Raw genomic sequence first — 17161 nt, 5'->3', positions numbered from 1 at the left:
TTGTTGTTTTCGTATAATACGTAAGGAGGTGATAAGAATGGCAACGACATTAGAACGTGTACAAAAAATTATTTCTGAGAAATTGGATGTAGCAGTTGAAGAGGTTACGCTAGAAGCTTCTATTCGTGAAGACCTTGATGCAGATTCTCTTGACGTAGTGGATTTGATCATGGACTTGGAAGATGAGTTCGGTTTGTCGATCAGTGAAGAAGCTGCTGAGAAAATTGCGACTGTACAAGATATCGTCAGCTTTGTAGACGGACAAAAAGCTTAATACTTAAGTATTAAATATGCATTTATACCTAACTGGAGAGGGTCCCGTCTAACGGTGGGACTCTCTCCTAAATGAATGAATTCATTCGTACAGCATTCAGAAAGGCGGTGAACCAGATGAAACGTCGGGTTGTTGTCACAGGACTAGGAGCGCTCACGCCCATCGGAAATGAAGTCGTTACCTTCTGGAATAATTTGATTGCTGGGAAATCTGGATTAGGATATATAACTCGTTTTGATGCTACTGATTATTCCACGAAAATTGCTGCAGAGGTCAAGGATTTTGACCCTCTTCAATATATAGATAAAAAAGAAGTAAGAAGAACTGATTTGTTTGTACAATATGCGATTGCGGCGGCTAAGATGGCACTAAAAGATGCAGACATTCAAATTGATGATCAAAATGCAGAACGCATCGGGGTCTACATCGGATCAGGCATTGGCGGGTTACCAACGCTAGAAAGCCAGCACTCTGTTTTAATTGAAAAAGGTCCTAAGCGAGTGAGCCCCTTCTTTATTCCGATGATGATCGGAAATATGGCGTCTGGCTTAGTATCAATACATACAGGTGCCAAAGGACCCAACAGCTCTTCCGTAACCGCTTGTGCGAGCGGTACAAATAGTATTGGGGAAGCATTCCGTTTAATTCAACATGGAGATGCAGATGTAATGGTTTGCGGAGGGACTGAATCAACGATCACTCCAATGGCATTTGCAGGATTCTCTTCAATGGGAGCCCTCTCTCGTAATAATGATGATCCACAACGTGCGAGCAGGCCTTTTGATAAGGAACGAGATGGCTTTGTCATGGGAGAAGGATCTGGAGTCATTATTCTTGAATCCCTAGAGCGTGCGGAGGCTAGAGGTGCTAGAATCTATGCAGAGATGATTGGCTACGGGATGAGTGCAGATGCGTTCCATCTTACCAGCCCTGCTCCAGACGGAAATGGAGCGGCCAGAAGTATGTTATCGGCTGTTAGTAATGCTGGTTTAGAGCTGACGGAAGTTGATTATATTAATGCTCACGGTACTTCTACACCGTTAAACGATTTATATGAAACGATCGCAATTAAACGTGCTTTCGGTGATCATGCTTATCAATTAAGTGTAAGCTCGATTAAATCAATGATTGGTCATCTGCTGGGGGCTGCAGGTGGGATTGAAGCGATTACTTCTGTTTTGGCTTTATACCACCAAATTCTCCCACCAACAACCAACTTAGAACATCCTGATCCTGAATGCGATTTGGATTATGTACCAAATGAAATGCGAAAAGCATCAATTCGTACCGCGATTTCCAATTCATTTGGCTTTGGTGGACACAATGCAACCATCGCGTTTAAAGTATATGAGGATATGTAATTCTTAGGGTGGTGATATTAATATGAACTTTACCAGCTTGGAACAAGCGACTGGGATTCGCTTTCGTAATAGAGAATTGTTCCAACAAGCATTCACCCATACCTCGTATGCACACGAGCGGAAAAATTCAGGGCACATTCCAGATAATGAACGACTAGAATATCTAGGAGATGCGGTCTTGGAATTAGCTGTATCCGAGTTTCTTTTTCATTATGATCAGAAGATGAGTGAAGGAGAGCTAACTCGTCGTCGTGCTCGAATTGTTTGTGAACCTTCGCTGGCTTCGTTTGCCAAGGAATTAAATTTTGGTAGCTTTGTACGACTTGGTAAAGGAGAGGAACTGACAGGAGGAAGAACGAGGCCTTCTCTGTTGGCTGATGTGTTTGAAGCATTCATAGGAGCTGTGTACCTCGATCAAGGATTGGACCCGGCACGGACTTTTCTACAGCGTGTGGTGTTTCCGAAAATCAATGATGAGTGGTTGGCACGGATGACAGATGCGAAGAGTCAGCTTCAAGAATTAGTGCAACAAGAACGAGTGGGCCCCTTGGACTATCGAATTATTGATACACAAGGTCCTGCTCATGACCGATACTTTGTATCTGAAGTATATCTGGAGAACCAATGTTTAGGCAGAGGCTCTGGGCGCTCTAAAAAAGAAGCCGAGCAACAAGCTGCCACCAAGGCTTTAAAACTTTGGCAAGCGAGACGAACAGAAGGAGCCACCTAGGATGTATGCTAGGTGGTTTTCTATGCGAGTAACAAATAAATTATTGTATTATTATTTGTTTTCCTATATGTTCGGGGTAATGCACTTGAAACCGAACTTTTGGGGGAGACAGGATGGAGAGACTGTTTGAATCGCCTAATTTCATATTTGATCAATTAAATGAACAAACGTGGGTCCATTTTATCGAGGTGCAACGGAGTAACCATTATTATTGGTCATTTTTTAATGATGACGCGAAATTTAATACACATCGTTTCCTACGGACGTGGCGAGAGTATGGATCGATGATGATAGGGGTGACGCGAAAGTCCGATGGTTTCCCAATCGGAATGATCGATACGATTCCTGTACACCCTAAGTACGGTATCCCCCATATCTCTCTTTTAACCATTCATGCACGATATCATGGGCATGGTTACGGTCAAAAAGCACTGCATCTATTTATTAGTTTTATGGAATGGAAACGAGTTGGCATCCATGTGCTGGCCATTAATACGCCTGCGATGAAGTTTTGGAAGCAACAAGGCTTTCAAACTATTTCTTCTGAGTATGTTAAGACCTGTAAAGGAATGCAGGAATTAATTCATATGGAGAAAGAGTTTTAGATAGAGGAAAAGCTCTTAACATGCTATGATAGGAGTATAATTGTCTGAATTAACCAACCATTCTCATAAGGAGGCTTTCTCAGTATGAAACGAGCTTGTATCATGCTAGGAGTTATCATCGGTTTCGTAATAGCTATGAGCGGATGGTGGGTATTGGAAGTACAGGCATGTTCTTGTGTTCCATCAGGCGATCCGATTAAAGAAGCGGATAAAAGTAGTGCGGTCTTTGTGGGTAAAGTTGTCAAATTGGAAAGGGATACAAATCAGCACATCGCCATCTTACATGTATCCAAACGCTGGAAAGGAGATCTTGATCCGGAATTAATCGTGTATACAGCTTTGTCTGAGGCGTCGTGTGGTTTTGAGTTTGAAATGGGGAAAGAGTATCTAGTTTATGCCACCAAGGAAAATGGCCACCTTACGACGACTATCTGTAGTCGCACGAAGCTATTATCCGAGGCTCAGGCAGATTTAGACGCACTCAATAAACGTATGTGGATGATGGATGGGGCAGAAGACAAACCATCAACAGACAAACCTGTCGATAGTACTTCCGATTCAAAGGAGACAGAAGCCGATCCCTCATCAAAAGAAATCGGGACTTCTGAATGGTTGCTTGTGGGAACAGCACTATTATTAGTTACGATGACGTTGATTGCGGGTGCGAGACAGAGAAAAGGGAAATAATAGTGAACGGCGGACTATCTTGGACATCAGAGTGTTGGTAAGGAAGTAAGCGTAGAAAATCGAATCCTTTCCTATTCAAACAGTCTTACTTTTTCCCATCCCATTCAGCATAAAACTGTTCCAAGTACTCCTTCATCACTCTATGTCTTCCTTCAGCCATGTGTTTTCCATAGTCCGTATTCATCAAATCTTTTAGCTTTAAAAGCTTTTCGTAGAAATGAGTGATAGCTGTCCCTCGGTTGCTACGATATTCCGCTACTGTCATCTCATCACGTACCGGGATAGAAGGATCGTGAATGGGGCGAGCGGTGTGACCTGAATACGCCATTACTCGGGCAATACCAATAGCGCCTAATGCATCTAGGCGGTCAGCATCTTGGACAACCTTTCCTTCTAGTGTGCGAGGGGGCTGTTTATTTGCTCCTCCGCGGAATGACATAGTGGTAATGATTTCCATGATATGTTCTCGATCTTCTGTGGATAAGCCCTGCTCGAGGAGAAACTGAATAATTAGCTGTTTGCTTTTTTCGGGGTCTACGCTAATTTTTTCATCCGCTATATCGTGCAAATATGCGGCTATTTGACAGATAAATGGGTCCGCACCAGTGTGCTTAGCAATCGTTTTCGCATTATTTACTACTCGTTCAATATGTAGAAAATCATGACCACTTGTATCATTGTGATGAACTTGATAAGCGAAGTCTTGTGCAGATCCTAAAATTTGTTTTTTAGTAAAAATCAAGAATACCACTCCAATCTGTTTAGTGTTACACTATTGTCCTACATATACGGTTCGGTTTTGATTGTTGATTCCGGGCCTTTGCTTGTCCATACCATAATGGGAACGTTTCAAGAAGCTAGTCCAGGAGGCTTTTGAGGGAGATGGGTTATGTGATTTGTCTTGGCGGTATGATTGGAGTCGGAAAGACTTCTTATACAACATTGATTGCACAGCATTTAAATAGTGAAGCATTTTATGAGTCTGTTGATGATAATAGGCTACTTGATTTATTTTACAACGATCGGGAGCGTTTTGCCTTCCCCCTGCAAATTTATTTTTTAAATACTCGATTCCGTTCAATCAAAAAAGCAATGCGTCATAAGAATAACGTGTTGGATCGCTCGATTTATGAAGATGCTTTGTTTGCAAAAATTAATTTTGAAGACGGCATGATGAAGGAAGCAGAGTTTGATTGTTATCTGGACCTTTTACATAATATGTTAGAGGAAATTCAGGAACTAGATCATTGCACTTGCCCAACAGGGCCTAAGAAGCGCCCTGATTTATTTATTTACTTACGCGCTTCTTTTGAAACGATTATGGAGCGGATTGAGAAGCGGGGGCGTGACTATGAGCAAGATCCAAGTCATGTTAGCTATTTCCGTCGACTCCATTCACGCTATGATGACTGGGTATTTAATCACTATAAGGAAAGTGATGTACTCATTATTGATGCCGATCGCCTAGATATTACACGTGAAGAGGATGCGGCAGAGTTTTTGGAAATCTTAGATGCGAAATTAAGAGAAGTGGATGAAGAAGAAACAGCTCGCTTGGTTCAAAAAAAGGTTTTCTATAAATAGGTAAGAGCCCCCCAATTTTGAAAGAGTTGGGGGGTGTATTTGATTATACGGATGGGTAGTTGCGGTATATGGATAAATTCCAATGATAATGAACGGATAACATCCGAAGAACAACGATAATAACAAGTAATGTATAAAGGCCAATTTCAGATGCAATCCACCCAGAACCCACGCATACACCAATCATAATGCACCAAATAGCGTAGATCTCATCTCGCAAAATGGCTGGTTTTCTACCTGCGAGGAGGTCACGGATTACTCCGCCCCCAATTCCAGTTAACACACTAGCAACAATGACTACGTATAGAGGGTGCCCCATCTTGTGAGCAAAAAGTGCTCCTTGAATCGCAAAAGAGGATAAACCAACAGCGTCAAAGAACAAAATCCATTTACGCCAGCGATTTCCCCATAAGTATGGGAACAGAGCAACGATGGACATAGCGATAAGCGCCGCCAGCATTAAATTTCCTTGTTTCCATAGATCGGTTACGGGAACTCCAATTAGTACATTTCGAATGATTCCTCCACCAAAGGCAGTGACGAATCCGAGTACATATAAGCCAAATAAGTCGTATTTTTCCTCGAGCGCTACGATCGCTCCACTAATGGCGAATGCTGGAATGCCAATAATGTTTAATATGTCCCAAAGCATCTGCTTCACCTCCTCTATTTCGTTTCCACATGTGTCTCTATATTTTATTTACATTTTCCATAATGTAATTCATCATAAAGGATTGCATGAAGGTAGTAAATACATGGATATCTGTGAGTTTGTGAACATTTTGTTTCAGTTTTCAAAAGTGCCAAAAAGGAAACAGAACGATCGTGTAGAAAGAAGAACAAAAGTGATAGACGAAATTTTCATACATAGGTTGGCTATGATAAAATAAATGGATTACGCTCGCAAGAGAAGGGAGGATGGCTATGTATTTAAAGAGATTAGAGATGTCCGGATTTAAATCATTTGCAAATCGGACAGAGCTTGAGTTTGTTCCTGGTATTACGGCTGTGGTGGGTCCTAACGGTAGTGGGAAAAGTAATGTTACCGACGGAATTCGTTGGGTGCTAGGCGAGCAGAGTGCCAAATCATTACGTGGTAGCAAGATGGAGGATGTCATCTTTGCTGGAAGCGATACACGTAAGCCGGTCGGCTTTTGTGAAGTAGCGATTACATTTGATAATACAGAGCGTAGGCTACCTCTTGACTATGCAGAGGTGACAGTGGCGAGACGGGTTTATCGCTCTGGTGAAAGTGAATATTTGTTAAATAAGCAAACGTGCAGACTGAAGGATATTAATGAACTATTTATGGATACGGGAATTGGAAAAGAAGCATACTCCATGATCGGTCAAGGGAAAATTGAAGAGATTATGAGTAGCAAGTCTGAAGATCGAAGGGCTATCTTTGAAGAGGCGGCTGGAATCGTAAAGTATAAGTCTCGAAAAAAGGAAGCAGAGAAGAAGCTAGAGACGACGGAGCAAAACTTAGCGCGCATCCATGATCTAATTCATGAACTAGATGCTCAAGTTGGCCCGCTCGCAGAGCAGTCAGAAAAAGCAATTACCTATAAAGAGTTAAAAGCAGAATTAGAGCAAGTTGAAATCGGCTTATATGTACATAAGATTGAGGATATCCATGATAAGTGGCAGTCATCTGCTCAGGAGGTAAAACGGCGAAAAGAAGAGCAAGCGATTTTATCTGCTGAACTAAATAAACGAGAAGTCTATCTACAAGAGGTAAAGATGCAGGTGGACGAAAGTGAAGCTCGCTTAGAGCAAGTGCAGGGAGAACTGCTTAAAGCAAGCGAGGATCTTGAGAAAGCAGAAGGCCAGCGGGAAGTGTGGCTTGAGCGGGGTCGTAACAGAGAGGCGACGAAGCAGCAATTACAGGAGCGTCACACTGCATTGCAGGAAGAGGAAACACGCTTACAGTTAGAGATTTCGGAGTTTCAAAAGAGGCTTTCTGCGAAAGAAATGGAAGCACAGGCGGCTGAAACAGAATTACATACGGTACTGGAGCAGATGAAGTTAACGGTACAGGAAGCGTCTACCCCTCTTCAAGAAGTAATGCAACAGATTCAAGAATGTAACAATGAAGTGATTACATTAAAAAGTGAACAGCAGTTTGTGGAGCAACAACGAACAGAATTGGCGGAGCGTTTGTCGTTGTTGATGGATCATCTGTCTGAGGTCTACGAGCAACGCGAGGATATGGAGGAGATGGAAGAGGACTCACGTAAGCAGCTACAAAAAATAAAGTCTACTTTAGAACAAAAGCGCGAAGAAGCAAATAAAGTGGTAGAGAAACGGAATACTCTTCAGGAAGAAGAAAAGAGTCTCAGTCATCAAAACCGAGTGTTAGAACAGAAGTATCACCGGACTCGTTCTCAGTATGATGTGTTGAAAGAAATGGAAGCGGAGCACGCGGGCTTTTTCCAAGGCGTAAAAGAGATCCTACTTGCTGCCGATCGAGGGCATGAAACCTTGTCGGGTGTGAGGGGAGCGGTTGCTCAACTGGTTCAAGTCTCTGAGAAATATGAGATTGCAATGGAGACAGCACTGGGCGGAGCTGTGCAAAATGTAGTGGTGGAAGATGAGCAAACCGGGAGATATGCGATTCGATTTTTAAAAGATCGGCGTCTAGGACGTGCTACTTTTCTCCCGCTTGATGTAATCCAACCGCGGGTTTTACCAAGCCGTGATGTGGAACGAATCAACAAGGTAGGCGGTTTTATAGGAATTGCCAAAGACTTGGTTTCCTGCGAGCCTGAATATCAAGGACTGGTAGAGAATCTGCTTGGGTTGGTAGTAGTCGCACAAAACCTAGAGATTGCCAACCAGTTGGCACGGTCACTTCAGTACCGTTATCGGGTGGTTACATTGGATGGAGACGTTATAAATCCGGGTGGAGGGATGACGGGTGGCAGTCGTCAAAATAATAAAAGCAACCTACTTGGACGGGCGCGTCAACTAGAAGAGCTCGAGACAGAACTTCACGAACAAAAGCAAGAATGGGATTCGGTGCAGGCTGACTTAAAGGCAACGACCGAACAACGAACCCATTTGGAAAAAACTTGGGAGGAGCTTCGTGCAGAAGGTGAGCAACTTCGTTTACAAGAACAGCAAATGGAGAGCAATCTTCGCGAAAGCCAAATCCAGTTGCAAAATGTAGAAAAAACGATTGAGCAAGGGGAACAGCAACAGCGTACAGTGGATGAAAAGACAATGGAGCTGGAGAACCGCACCCATGTGATTGGACAAGCACTAGACTCTCTTGAGGAGCAAAAAAAATCACTTACTGAGAAGCGAAAAGAGTTAGAAGAGCTTCGCAAACAAGAAGTAAGTTCTAAAGCGCAAGCAAATGAGCAGGTGACGGAATGGCGAATAATGGTCGCTCAACTCAAGCAAGAAATCCGTAATAGCAAAGAAAATATGACTCGTATCCAAAGTGACTTATTACGGAACCAAAAACAACAAAAACAGCTTGTAGAAGAGCGAGTGACTCTTGGTGAACGTGGCGAGTTAAATAAACAGGAATTAGATCAGCTATCCGCTCGAATTGCTCAACTTCGCGAGCAGAAAATAGCCATCCAGGAGAAGTTGAGTAAGGTGCGTGGGACTCGTGATGAGCAAATGCGGGAACGGAATGAGTTAGAACATGAGGTTCATCAAGCTCAATCCACCATCCGCAAACAAGAAGAGCAGCTTCGTGATTTAGAAATTCGAGTAAATAGGCTAGATGTCGAGTTGAATCATTTGTTACAGAAGCTTGCCGAAGAGTATGAGATCAGTTTCGAACGTGCGAAAGAGATGTATGGCGCCCCAGAAGAACCAAATCAGGCAGAGCGAAATGTACGTTCCCTCAAGCAACAAATCGCCAGCTTAGGGGAAGTAAGTTTAGGAGCAATCGAAGAATACAAGAGGCTGAGTGAACGCCTAGAGTTCTTACAAACACAAGAAGCAGATTTGCTAGACGCCAAACGTTCCCTTTACGATCTCATCGCCCAGATCGAATCGGAGATGGGAAAACGCTTTTTAGACGTGTTCCAGCTTATTCGAGAAGAATTTCTAGATGTATTTGTGAAGATGTTTGGTGGAGGTCGTGCCGATCTGCAATTAACGGATGAGAACAACCTGTTAGAAACTGGAATAGAGATTGTGGCTCAACCACCGGGGAAAAAATTACAACAACTTTCATTGTTATCTGGAGGGGAGCGCTCTTTAGTAGCACTGGCATTACTATTTGCCGTACTAAGAGTGAAACCTGTCCCGTTTTGCTTCTTAGATGAAGTGGATGCGGCACTGGATGAGGCAAACTTAACCCGCTTTGTCCAATATATGAAAGAAGCCGCTGTGAAAACTCAATTTATTCTCATCACTCACCGTAAACATACAATGGAAGGTGCAGATGTATTGTATGGAATTACCATGCAAGAATCTGGCGTATCCAGTCTAGTATCTGTGCGTATGGAGGATTATGATGATAGTAGTAAAGAAGTAGCTGCAACGATGAGTTAGGAGGCATCAAGTGTGAGTTTTTTTAAACGATTAAAAGAAAGTGTATCAAAAAGTACAGAATCTGTTACGCAAAAGTTTTTATCAGGGTTGAGTAAAACCAGTACTAATTTAGTAGGTGCGATGGGCGATCTATTTCGCAATCGAAAGAAGATTGATGAAGATTTATATGAAGAATTAGAGGAGATCTTGATCAGTGCAGATGTAGGAGTGACTACAACGATGGATCTCGTGGAGCGGTTACGTAGCGAAGTGAAAGCTCGCAAGATTACTGAGCCTACAGAATTACAACCATTGATGTCTGAGATGATTGCAGATATCTTAGAAGAGGCAGATGCAGGTAGTAAATTACGAATTCAAGAAGACGGAATGACTGTTCTTTTATTTGTTGGAGTAAATGGCGTCGGGAAGACGACGACTATTGGGAAACTAGCCCATCGTTTCAAACAAGAAGGCAAAAAAGTAGTTCTAGCCGCTGGAGATACCTTCCGCGCGGGGGCAATTGAACAGTTAGAGATCTGGGGTGAGCGAGCTGGTGTCGATGTGATTAAGCATCAAGAAGGTTCTGATCCAGCGGCCGTGATCTTTGATGCAATTCAAGCCGCCAAATCCCGAAAAGCAGATATTCTCCTCTGCGACACGGCTGGTCGCTTGCAAAACAAAGTAAATCTCATGGAAGAACTGAAAAAGGTTCACCGTGTAGTTCAGCGTGAGATCCCGAATGGGCCCCATGAAGTCATCCTTGTTTTAGATGCCACAACTGGGCAAAATGCCATGGTACAAGCCAAGACATTCGGTGAAGCTGTAAACGTCACAGGCTTAGTACTCTCCAAACTCGATGGCACGGCAAAAGGTGGAATCGTCATCGCTATCAGCAATGAATTAAAGATTCCCGTTAAGTTCATTGGACTCGGAGAAAAAGCCGACGACTTACAAGAATTCAACAGAGATCAATTTTTACATGCATTGTTTAAAGATACGATTGACGAAGATGAGAGTAATTAAGTCCAAGCCCAAAGAACCCCTGCTCAAAAAGGGTTCTTTGGACCATTTACTTTTCGGGGGTACTGTTAACCCAAAACACTTGACACCCACATTCCAATCCTTTATAGTTAGTACCTGTAAATGTGATTGCCTTGACAGGCATAAATGAGGTGACTCCCAATGTTGGAGCAAACCACTAAGATGAATTTGTTGTATGACTTTTATGGATCACTTCTCACGGAGAAACAACAATCTCTCCTCGAACTGTACTACTTAGAAGACTGGTCGCTCTCGGAGATTGCCGAACATCAAGGGACTTCACGTCAAGCGGTGTTTGAAGCGATTAAACGGGCACAAGCGACACTTACGGGTCTAGAAAATAAACTATCCTTAGTCACGAAACATAGAACACGTCAAGAGCTCATCGCAGAACTACGTTCTCAGCTAGAAACGGATGCAAATGCGCGAGCTATGGCCGAACCGATCATAACAAAACTATTAGAGATTGATTGAAAATAAAACTAGGGAGGTGTACGGATGGCATTTGAAGGATTGTCTGAGCGACTACAATCAGTTATGTCGAAGCTAAGAGGTAAAGGAAAAGTTACCGAGGCCGATGTAAAAGAAGCAATGCGTGAAGTACGTCTCGCTTTACTAGAGGCAGATGTAAATTTTAAAGTAGTAAAAACGTTTATCGATCGCGTAAAAGAACGTGCGATTGGCCAAGAAGTACTAAAAAGCTTAACACCGGGTCAACAAGTCATCAAAGTCGTTCATGAAGAATTGACCACTTTGATGGGTGGAGAGCAAGTTAAGTTAAATACCGCACCTAAATCCCCTACGATTATTATGATGTCTGGTTTGCAGGGGGCAGGTAAAACTACTCATACTGGAAAGCTTGCGAAATTCCTACAAAAGCAAAACCGGCGCTCGCTCTTAGTCGCAGCAGACGTATACCGTCCAGCAGCGATTAAACAGCTACAAGTCCTTGGAGAACAAATCGGTGCTTCTGTCTTCACACTCGGAGATAAGGAAAGCCCCATAAAGATTGCAATAGAGGGCGTAGCGAAGGCGAAAGCAGAGGGCTTTGATTATGTATTTATCGATACAGCCGGTCGCTTGCATATTGATGAAGATATGATGAATGAGCTTCGTCAGATTAAGGAGCAAACACAGCCCCACGAGATCTTGTTAGTAGTGGATTCGATGACAGGTCAAGATGCGGTAAATGTCGCGGATCACTTTAACCAAGAGCTAGGACTTACAGGGGTTGTACTCACTAAGCTTGATGGTGACACTCGTGGGGGAGCGGCGCTTTCTGTTAAGTCGGTTACAGACTGCCCGATCAAGTTTGTTGGTTTGGGTGAGAAAATGGATGCAATCGAGCCTTTCCATCCAGACCGCATGGCATCTCGGATTCTCGGGATGGGTGATGTTCTCAGTTTGATCGAAAAGGCGCAATCAGCTGTCGATGAAGAGAAAGCACGCGAACTTCAAAAGAAGATGCGGACACAAAGCTTTACACTCGATGATTTTTTAGATCAAATTCAACAGATGAAAAACATGGGGCCACTTGAAGATATGCTTGCGATGCTTCCAGGAGCAAACAAGTTGAAAGGGGTCAAAGACCTCAACGTCGATGAGAAAAAAATAGGACGAATCGAAGCGGTTATTCGTTCAATGACTCAGGCCGAGCGTGAGCAACCTGAGATTATCAATGCAAATAGACGAAAACGGATTGCACTTGGTAGTGGAACTTCGGTGCAGGAAGTGAACCGTCTTCTCAAGCAGTTTGAAGATATGAAAAAGATGATGAAGCAAATGGCTCAGATGACGAAATCGAAGAAAAAGAGAAAAGGATTTAAGTTTCCTTTCCTTGGATAGCGTGATATAATGATGAATTTGTGAAACCCTAATTAGGAGGTGAAGAATCAATGGCAGTGAAAATCCGTCTAAAACGCATAGGTGCGAAAAAAGCTCCTTTCTACCGTGTAGTCGTTGCTGACTCTCGTGCTCCACGTGATGGTCGTTTTATCGAGGAGATCGGTTACTACAACCCGATTGCTCAACCAGCTCAAGTGAAAATTGATGCTGAAAAAGCAAAAAAATGGTTGGCTACTGGTGCTCAACCATCTGATACCGTACGTAACTTGTTCCGTAAAGAAGGTATCCTTGAATCAAAATAATGTTACGATCCGATCCGATAGCGGAATGGGTGAACTGATTTGAAAGAAGTAGAGTTTTTAAAAGTAGGTCGTTTTCTTGGCACACATGGTATTCGCGGTGAAGTTAAACTTCTTTCAGAGACTGACTTCCCGGAAGATCGCTTTGCACCTGGACAGGTGTTAATGCTACAACACGCAACACTTACAGCGCCACTCCCTTTGACTGTAGAGAGGAGTCGCCCTCATAAAAATGCTTACTTGGTGAAGTTCCGAGAATGGGATAACATCAATCAAGCAGAACCTTTCAAGGGAGGAACTTTCGTAGTTCCTGCGACAGATGTTGTCTCTCTTGATACAGAAGCGGGTGAGTATTACTTCAAGGATATTATTAGCTGCGAAGTAGTTACAACTGAGGGACGCAGGGTGGGTAAGGTAAAGGAAATTTTAACCCTTCCAGCCAATGATGTTTGGGTCGTGGCGACAGAGGATGGGAACGAGATCCTTTTGCCTTATATTGATGACATTGTCAACGAGATCGATGTGGCTTCAAAACAGATTACGATTGATTGGATGGAAGGACTGGAATAATTGGCACAGATTCGCTTTGATGTATTAACTCTTTTTCCTGAGATGTTTCATGGATTCTTATCTACTAGTATCATCCGTAAAGCTCATGAAAAAGGGCTCATTGAGACGAATGTAACCAATTTTCGTCAGTTTGCCACCGATAAGCATCAGACTGTCGACGATACTCCGTATGGCGGCGGTGGAGGTATGGTATTAAAACCACAACCTTTGTTTGATGCAGTCGATCATCTGCTTCAGGATGTTAGCAAGCATCCACCGATTCTGTTGATGTCTCCACAAGGGGCTCCTTTTACGCAAAAAAAAGCAGAGGAGTTAGCAGAGCATTCGCATCTGATGTTCCTTTGCGGGCATTATGAAGGATTTGATGAGCGAATTCGCCAACACTTGGTGACGGAAGAGATCTCCGTTGGGGATTTTGTACTCACTGGTGGAGAACTCCCAGCAATGGTCATCATTGACAGTGTGAGCCGATTAATCCCTGGTGTGCTCGGTAATCATGATTCAGCAGTGATGGATTCGTTTTCAAACGGGCTTTTAGAGTATCCACATTACACGAGACCAGCTGAATTTCGTGGGTTGGAAGTACCTGATATTTTATTGTCTGGTCATCATGCGAATATGGAGAAATGGCGCAGAGAACAGTCACTAAAGCGAACATGGACACGAAGGCCCGACCTTCTGAAGTCAGCTCCGTTGACAGAAGAAGACCGGAAGTTCTTGCGAATGTTGGAACAAAAGAAGCGATCCGAATAATTGTGTTTCAGTAGTGGCTTATGTTAAAATATCTCCGTTCATGATTTGCTTAGAAGCGGATAAAAAAATACCTTAAGGAAGGGAGGCACAAACGATTATGCATCCAATTTTGAAAAGCGTATCCGAATCTCAAATTCGTCAAGATATTCCTTTATTCCGTGCCGGTGATACTTTGAAAGTGCACGTGAAAGTAAAAGAGGGACAACGCGAGCGTATCCAGATTTTCGAAGGCGTGGTAATTCAACGTCGTGGTGGTGGTATCTCCGAAACTTTCACCGTTCGTAAAATTTCTTACGGAGTGGGAGTAGAGCGTACTTTCCCAATCCATTCTCCACGTATCGATAAGATCGAAGTATTACGTCGTGGTAAAGTACGTCGTGCGAAATTGTTCTACCTACGTAGCTTACGTGGTAAAAAAGCACGTATTAAAGAAATCCGTACTGAGAAATAATAAGAGTACACATAGAAAAGGGCTTGGGTTTTGAATCCAGCCCTTTTACTGTATTTTTGCTTACCAATGCTATGTAGGAGGGATCTATGGACCATCAAGAATTTATTCCACGTTCGGAGCGTTTGAAAAAGCAGCAGCCTCAAAGTCAAACTTCTCTTCCTTCGCGTTCGAGTCGTAATCGAGGAGAGGGAAAAGGGAAGAACTCGTATCGAGATTGGGCGATCGCGCTTATTGCTGCTCTGGCTCTTGCCTTTTTAATTCGAGGATTTGTACTGGAGCCATTTCATGTTTCAGGTCCCTCTATGCAAAATACCTTAGCTTCCAGTGATAAGGTAATGGTAAATAAGCTTATCTACAAAGTGCGTGCCCCGAAACAGGGAGAAGTAGTTGTTTTTCGCAGTAAAGACAAGATTGATTTGATTAAACGGATTGTGGCTCTTCCGGGAGAGACGGTAGAAGTGAAAAATAATCAGTTGTTGGTAAACGGAAAAGAAGTGAAAGAACCATACTTATCATCCTCTACCAAAACGGTTGACTTTGCCCCTGTTAAAGTACCAAACGGGCAGGTATTTGTCTTAGGAGATAATCGTTCTAATAGCACAGATAGTCGAGTTTTAGGTCCAGTCTCTACAGGTGAGATCGTAGGGAAGGCCTCCTTCGTATATTGGCCGATATCCCATTTTTCGGGTTTATAGTTTTGAAATAGGATGTGTAAATATGAGTATTCAATGGTTTCCGGGTCACATGGCCAAAGCTCGCCGGCAAGTGACAGAAAAGCTAAAGTTGGTCGATGTTGTATTTGAATTATTAGATGCACGTTTACCAATCTCTAGCCGTAATCCGATGATGGGCGAAATTGTGGCACAAAAACCACGAGTGATTCTCCTGACCAAATGCGATTTGGCTGATCCAAAAGCGAATAAGGAATGGGTGGCTTATTTTCGGGAGCAAGGTGTTGGCGTACTAGAAGTGGATGCAAAGACGGGCAAAGGAGTGAACTTAATTCAATCTGTTACAGATAAGCTCCTTCAGCCATTATTTGAAATACGTCAGCGCAAAGGGATTTTAACGCGCCGTGTTCGTGCGATGGTTTTAGGAATTCCAAATGTAGGGAAGTCATCCTTGATTAATCGATTGGCTAAGAGAGCGGCAACGGTAACAGGTGATCGCCCTGGTGTTACCAAAGCTCAGCAATGGATTAAAATCGGACAAAATCTAGAGCTTCTAGACACGCCTGGGATCTTATGGCCAAAGTTTGAAGATCATGGAGTTGGGCTTCGTCTTGCTCTAAGCGGTGCGATCAAAGAAGAGATCCTACCGATTGAAGAAGTGGCAGTACATGGGATTGCATACCTCAAGGAGCGTTATGCTACCGAACTTATGGCCCGTTACAAGCTACAGGATTCTGCCCTTTCGCAAGAGTCTTATGAGACACTTCAAGAGATCGGAAAAAAGCGTGGCTGTATCCAGCGTGGCGGAATTATAAATACCGAAAAAGCAGCTGAGATTTTCCTAAATGATCTACAGGGCGGTATGATTGGAAGAATCTCCTTTGAATATCCGGGCGATGAATTTTTTACAGAGGAACAGGATGTACAAAGAGATGAGTAGAACCATTGCAGATTGGAAAAAGCGGCTCTCATCTCTGGAGAGAATAACAGAAAGTGAACTGACAGAACTACATGCAGATTCAAGAATGGGCGTCCAAAAACTCCTTCAATCCTACTTAAAGCAACAAGAAAAGGCGCAGGCGGAGCAGATGCGGGTTGAAGGGATGTGGCGATTTGAGCGTAGGTTATGGGAACAAGGGAAGAAATGGATTGCTGGGGTAGATGAAGCAGGCCGAGGTCCTTTAGCAGGCCCTGTGGTGGCAGCTGCTGTCATATTACCATCCGACTTTGATGCAACAGGGTTAAATGATTCCAAGCAAGTAAAGAAAGAAGAACGAAATCGGCTACGCCAAAAGATTGAGCGAGAAGCAATTGCAGTGGGTGTTGGAGTAATAGATGTACCTTACATAGATCGGTATAATATTTTGCAAGCTACTTATCAGGCCATGCGAGTCGCACTCAGCCAACTACAACCCATTCCTGACTTGATCTTAGTTGATGCTGTTAAGATTCCCCGAGTAACCATCTCCCAACACGGTATCATCAAAGGTGACTCCCAAAGCCACTCCATCGCCGCTGCCTCGATTATCGCGAAGACAACTCGAGACGAATATATGATCCAATTAGCAGACAAATATCCAGACTATGGCTTTGAAAAGCACATGGGATACGGGACCCCCGAACACTTACAGGCTATGGAAGTACTCGGAGTTACTCCTGAACACCGATCATCATTTGCACCCGTTCGAGCCGTATTATGTTCCAGTTAAATCCAATTTCATCAAATAATTGACAGAATTATACAACTTCTGGTAATCTACCCTTATAACGGTTTTCTTCGGAGGCGCTTAGTT

Annotated in this window: 19 protein-coding genes; 17 read left to right on the top strand and 2 right to left on the bottom strand. The window is 43.2% G+C overall.

Features of this window, described 5'->3' with window-relative positions; translation table 11 throughout:
- Positions 1 to 37 precede the first annotated feature (37 nt).
- From acpP to BT147_RS01665, 5 genes are all read left to right on the top strand, one after another.
- Entirely contained in the window at positions 38 to 274 is a 237-nt protein-coding gene (gene acpP / locus BT147_RS01685) for an acyl carrier protein (RefSeq protein WP_072330259.1), read from the top strand.
- A gap of 116 nt (positions 275 to 390) precedes the next feature.
- The gene (fabF, locus tag BT147_RS01680; protein WP_072330852.1) at positions 391 to 1635 is read left to right on the top strand and encodes a beta-ketoacyl-ACP synthase II; all 1245 of its coding nucleotides are present in this window, start codon (positions 391 to 393) and stop codon (positions 1633 to 1635) included.
- A gap of 22 nt (positions 1636 to 1657) precedes the next feature.
- Complete coding sequence (gene rnc, locus BT147_RS01675) at positions 1658 to 2365, top strand: ribonuclease III (RefSeq protein WP_143187874.1); 708 nt, start codon at positions 1658 to 1660, stop codon at positions 2363 to 2365.
- A gap of 113 nt (positions 2366 to 2478) precedes the next feature.
- Entirely contained in the window at positions 2479 to 2970 is a 492-nt protein-coding gene (locus BT147_RS01670) for a GNAT family N-acetyltransferase (RefSeq protein WP_072330255.1), read from the top strand.
- Between the two features lie 84 nt (positions 2971 to 3054).
- On the top strand, positions 3055 to 3657 hold the full coding sequence (locus BT147_RS01665; protein ID WP_072330252.1) for a hypothetical protein: 603 nt from the start codon (positions 3055 to 3057) through the stop codon (positions 3655 to 3657).
- Positions 3658 to 3742: 85 nt separating this feature from the next.
- Here BT147_RS01665 and BT147_RS01660 read toward each other — a convergent pair whose 3' ends face one another.
- Positions 3743 to 4408 carry an HD domain-containing protein gene (locus BT147_RS01660; protein WP_218159099.1) on the bottom strand — a complete coding sequence of 222 codons (666 nt, stop codon included), beginning with the start codon at positions 4406 to 4408 and terminating at the stop codon, positions 3743 to 3745.
- Positions 4409 to 4539: 131 nt separating this feature from the next.
- On the opposite strand from BT147_RS01660, the gene BT147_RS01655 reads away from it, so the two are divergent.
- The gene (locus BT147_RS01655; RefSeq protein WP_072330250.1) at positions 4540 to 5241 is read left to right on the top strand and encodes a deoxynucleoside kinase; all 702 of its coding nucleotides are present in this window, start codon (positions 4540 to 4542) and stop codon (positions 5239 to 5241) included.
- Positions 5242 to 5284: 43 nt separating this feature from the next.
- Here BT147_RS01655 and BT147_RS01650 read toward each other — a convergent pair whose 3' ends face one another.
- Positions 5285 to 5893, bottom strand: a complete 609-nt coding sequence (locus BT147_RS01650) for a trimeric intracellular cation channel family protein (RefSeq protein WP_072330248.1) — start codon at positions 5891 to 5893, stop codon at positions 5285 to 5287.
- Between the two features lie 272 nt (positions 5894 to 6165).
- On the opposite strand from BT147_RS01650, the gene smc reads away from it, so the two are divergent.
- The 11 genes from smc (at position 6166) to rnhB (ending at position 17077) form a co-directional block, all read left to right on the top strand.
- Positions 6166 to 9759, top strand: a complete 3594-nt coding sequence (smc, locus tag BT147_RS01645; protein WP_072330246.1) for a chromosome segregation protein SMC — start codon at positions 6166 to 6168, stop codon at positions 9757 to 9759.
- A gap of 12 nt (positions 9760 to 9771) precedes the next feature.
- The gene (gene ftsY, locus BT147_RS01640; RefSeq protein WP_072330244.1) at positions 9772 to 10761 is read left to right on the top strand and encodes a signal recognition particle-docking protein FtsY; all 990 of its coding nucleotides are present in this window, start codon (positions 9772 to 9774) and stop codon (positions 10759 to 10761) included.
- 159 nt (positions 10762 to 10920) lie between these two features.
- Positions 10921 to 11253: a YlxM family DNA-binding protein gene (ylxM, locus tag BT147_RS01635; RefSeq protein WP_072330242.1), complete on the top strand. Its 333-nt coding sequence runs from the start codon at positions 10921 to 10923 to the stop codon at positions 11251 to 11253.
- A 24-nt stretch (positions 11254 to 11277) separates the two neighbouring features.
- On the top strand, positions 11278 to 12624 hold the full coding sequence (gene ffh, locus BT147_RS01630) for a signal recognition particle protein (protein WP_072330240.1): 1347 nt from the start codon (positions 11278 to 11280) through the stop codon (positions 12622 to 12624).
- A gap of 50 nt (positions 12625 to 12674) precedes the next feature.
- Positions 12675 to 12926 (top strand): 30S ribosomal protein S16, encoded by a 252-nt coding sequence (rpsP, locus tag BT147_RS01625; protein WP_072330238.1) that lies wholly within the window; start codon positions 12675 to 12677, stop codon positions 12924 to 12926.
- Between the two features lie 39 nt (positions 12927 to 12965).
- Positions 12966 to 13493 carry a ribosome maturation factor RimM gene (gene rimM, locus BT147_RS01620; protein WP_072330236.1) on the top strand — a complete coding sequence of 176 codons (528 nt, stop codon included), beginning with the start codon at positions 12966 to 12968 and terminating at the stop codon, positions 13491 to 13493.
- A 9-nt stretch (positions 13494 to 13502) separates the two neighbouring features.
- The gene (gene trmD, locus BT147_RS01615) at positions 13503 to 14246 is read left to right on the top strand and encodes a tRNA (guanosine(37)-N1)-methyltransferase TrmD (RefSeq protein WP_072330846.1); all 744 of its coding nucleotides are present in this window, start codon (positions 13503 to 13505) and stop codon (positions 14244 to 14246) included.
- Between the two features lie 97 nt (positions 14247 to 14343).
- Positions 14344 to 14697, top strand: coding sequence for a 50S ribosomal protein L19 (gene rplS / locus BT147_RS01610; RefSeq protein ID WP_072330234.1), 354 nt, complete (start codon positions 14344 to 14346; stop codon positions 14695 to 14697).
- 86 nt (positions 14698 to 14783) lie between these two features.
- A complete protein-coding gene (gene lepB, locus BT147_RS01605; RefSeq protein ID WP_083426282.1) occupies positions 14784 to 15392 on the top strand; it encodes a signal peptidase I in 609 nt (202 codons plus the stop codon).
- A gap of 22 nt (positions 15393 to 15414) precedes the next feature.
- On the top strand, positions 15415 to 16308 hold the full coding sequence (gene ylqF / locus BT147_RS01600) for a ribosome biogenesis GTPase YlqF (protein WP_072330231.1): 894 nt from the start codon (positions 15415 to 15417) through the stop codon (positions 16306 to 16308).
- Entirely contained in the window at positions 16301 to 17077 is a 777-nt protein-coding gene (rnhB, locus tag BT147_RS01595; RefSeq protein WP_083426281.1) for a ribonuclease HII, read from the top strand. Before ylqF ends, rnhB begins: the two co-directional genes overlap by 8 nt.
- The last annotated feature ends 84 nt before the right edge of the window (positions 17078 to 17161 follow it).

Source organism: Thermoactinomyces sp. DSM 45891 (genome assembly GCF_900119485.1).
Lineage (GTDB): Bacteria > Bacillota > Bacilli > Thermoactinomycetales > Thermoactinomycetaceae > Baia.
This window is presented reverse-complemented; position numbering and strand designations above follow the sequence as displayed.

What these genes read in the sequence shown, in the direction of transcription:
- acpP (WP_072330259.1), top strand. Translation starts at nt 38, where the DNA reads ATGGCAACGACATTAGAACGTGTACAAAAAATTATTTCTGAGAAATTG.
- fabF (WP_072330852.1), top strand. Translation starts at nt 391, where the DNA reads ATGAAACGTCGGGTTGTTGTCACAGGACTAGGAGCGCTCACGCCCATC.
- rnc (WP_143187874.1), top strand. Translation starts at nt 1,658, where the DNA reads ATGAACTTTACCAGCTTGGAACAAGCGACTGGGATTCGCTTTCGTAAT.
- BT147_RS01670 (WP_072330255.1), top strand. Translation starts at nt 2,479, where the DNA reads ATGGAGAGACTGTTTGAATCGCCTAATTTCATATTTGATCAATTAAAT.
- BT147_RS01665 (WP_072330252.1), top strand. Translation starts at nt 3,055, where the DNA reads ATGAAACGAGCTTGTATCATGCTAGGAGTTATCATCGGTTTCGTAATA.
- BT147_RS01655 (WP_072330250.1), top strand. Translation starts at nt 4,540, where the DNA reads ATGGGTTATGTGATTTGTCTTGGCGGTATGATTGGAGTCGGAAAGACT.
- BT147_RS01650 (WP_072330248.1), bottom strand. Translation starts at nt 5,893, where the DNA reads ATGCTTTGGGACATATTAAACATTATTGGCATTCCAGCATTCGCCATT.
- smc (WP_072330246.1), top strand. Translation starts at nt 6,166, where the DNA reads ATGTATTTAAAGAGATTAGAGATGTCCGGATTTAAATCATTTGCAAAT.
- ylxM (WP_072330242.1), top strand. Translation starts at nt 10,921, where the DNA reads ATGTTGGAGCAAACCACTAAGATGAATTTGTTGTATGACTTTTATGGA.
- ffh (WP_072330240.1), top strand. Translation starts at nt 11,278, where the DNA reads ATGGCATTTGAAGGATTGTCTGAGCGACTACAATCAGTTATGTCGAAG.
- rpsP (WP_072330238.1), top strand. Translation starts at nt 12,675, where the DNA reads ATGGCAGTGAAAATCCGTCTAAAACGCATAGGTGCGAAAAAAGCTCCT.
- rplS (WP_072330234.1), top strand. Translation starts at nt 14,344, where the DNA reads ATGCATCCAATTTTGAAAAGCGTATCCGAATCTCAAATTCGTCAAGAT.
- lepB (WP_083426282.1), top strand. Translation starts at nt 14,784, where the DNA reads ATGGACCATCAAGAATTTATTCCACGTTCGGAGCGTTTGAAAAAGCAG.
- ylqF (WP_072330231.1), top strand. Translation starts at nt 15,415, where the DNA reads ATGAGTATTCAATGGTTTCCGGGTCACATGGCCAAAGCTCGCCGGCAA.
- rnhB (WP_083426281.1), top strand. Translation starts at nt 16,301, where the DNA reads ATGAGTAGAACCATTGCAGATTGGAAAAAGCGGCTCTCATCTCTGGAG.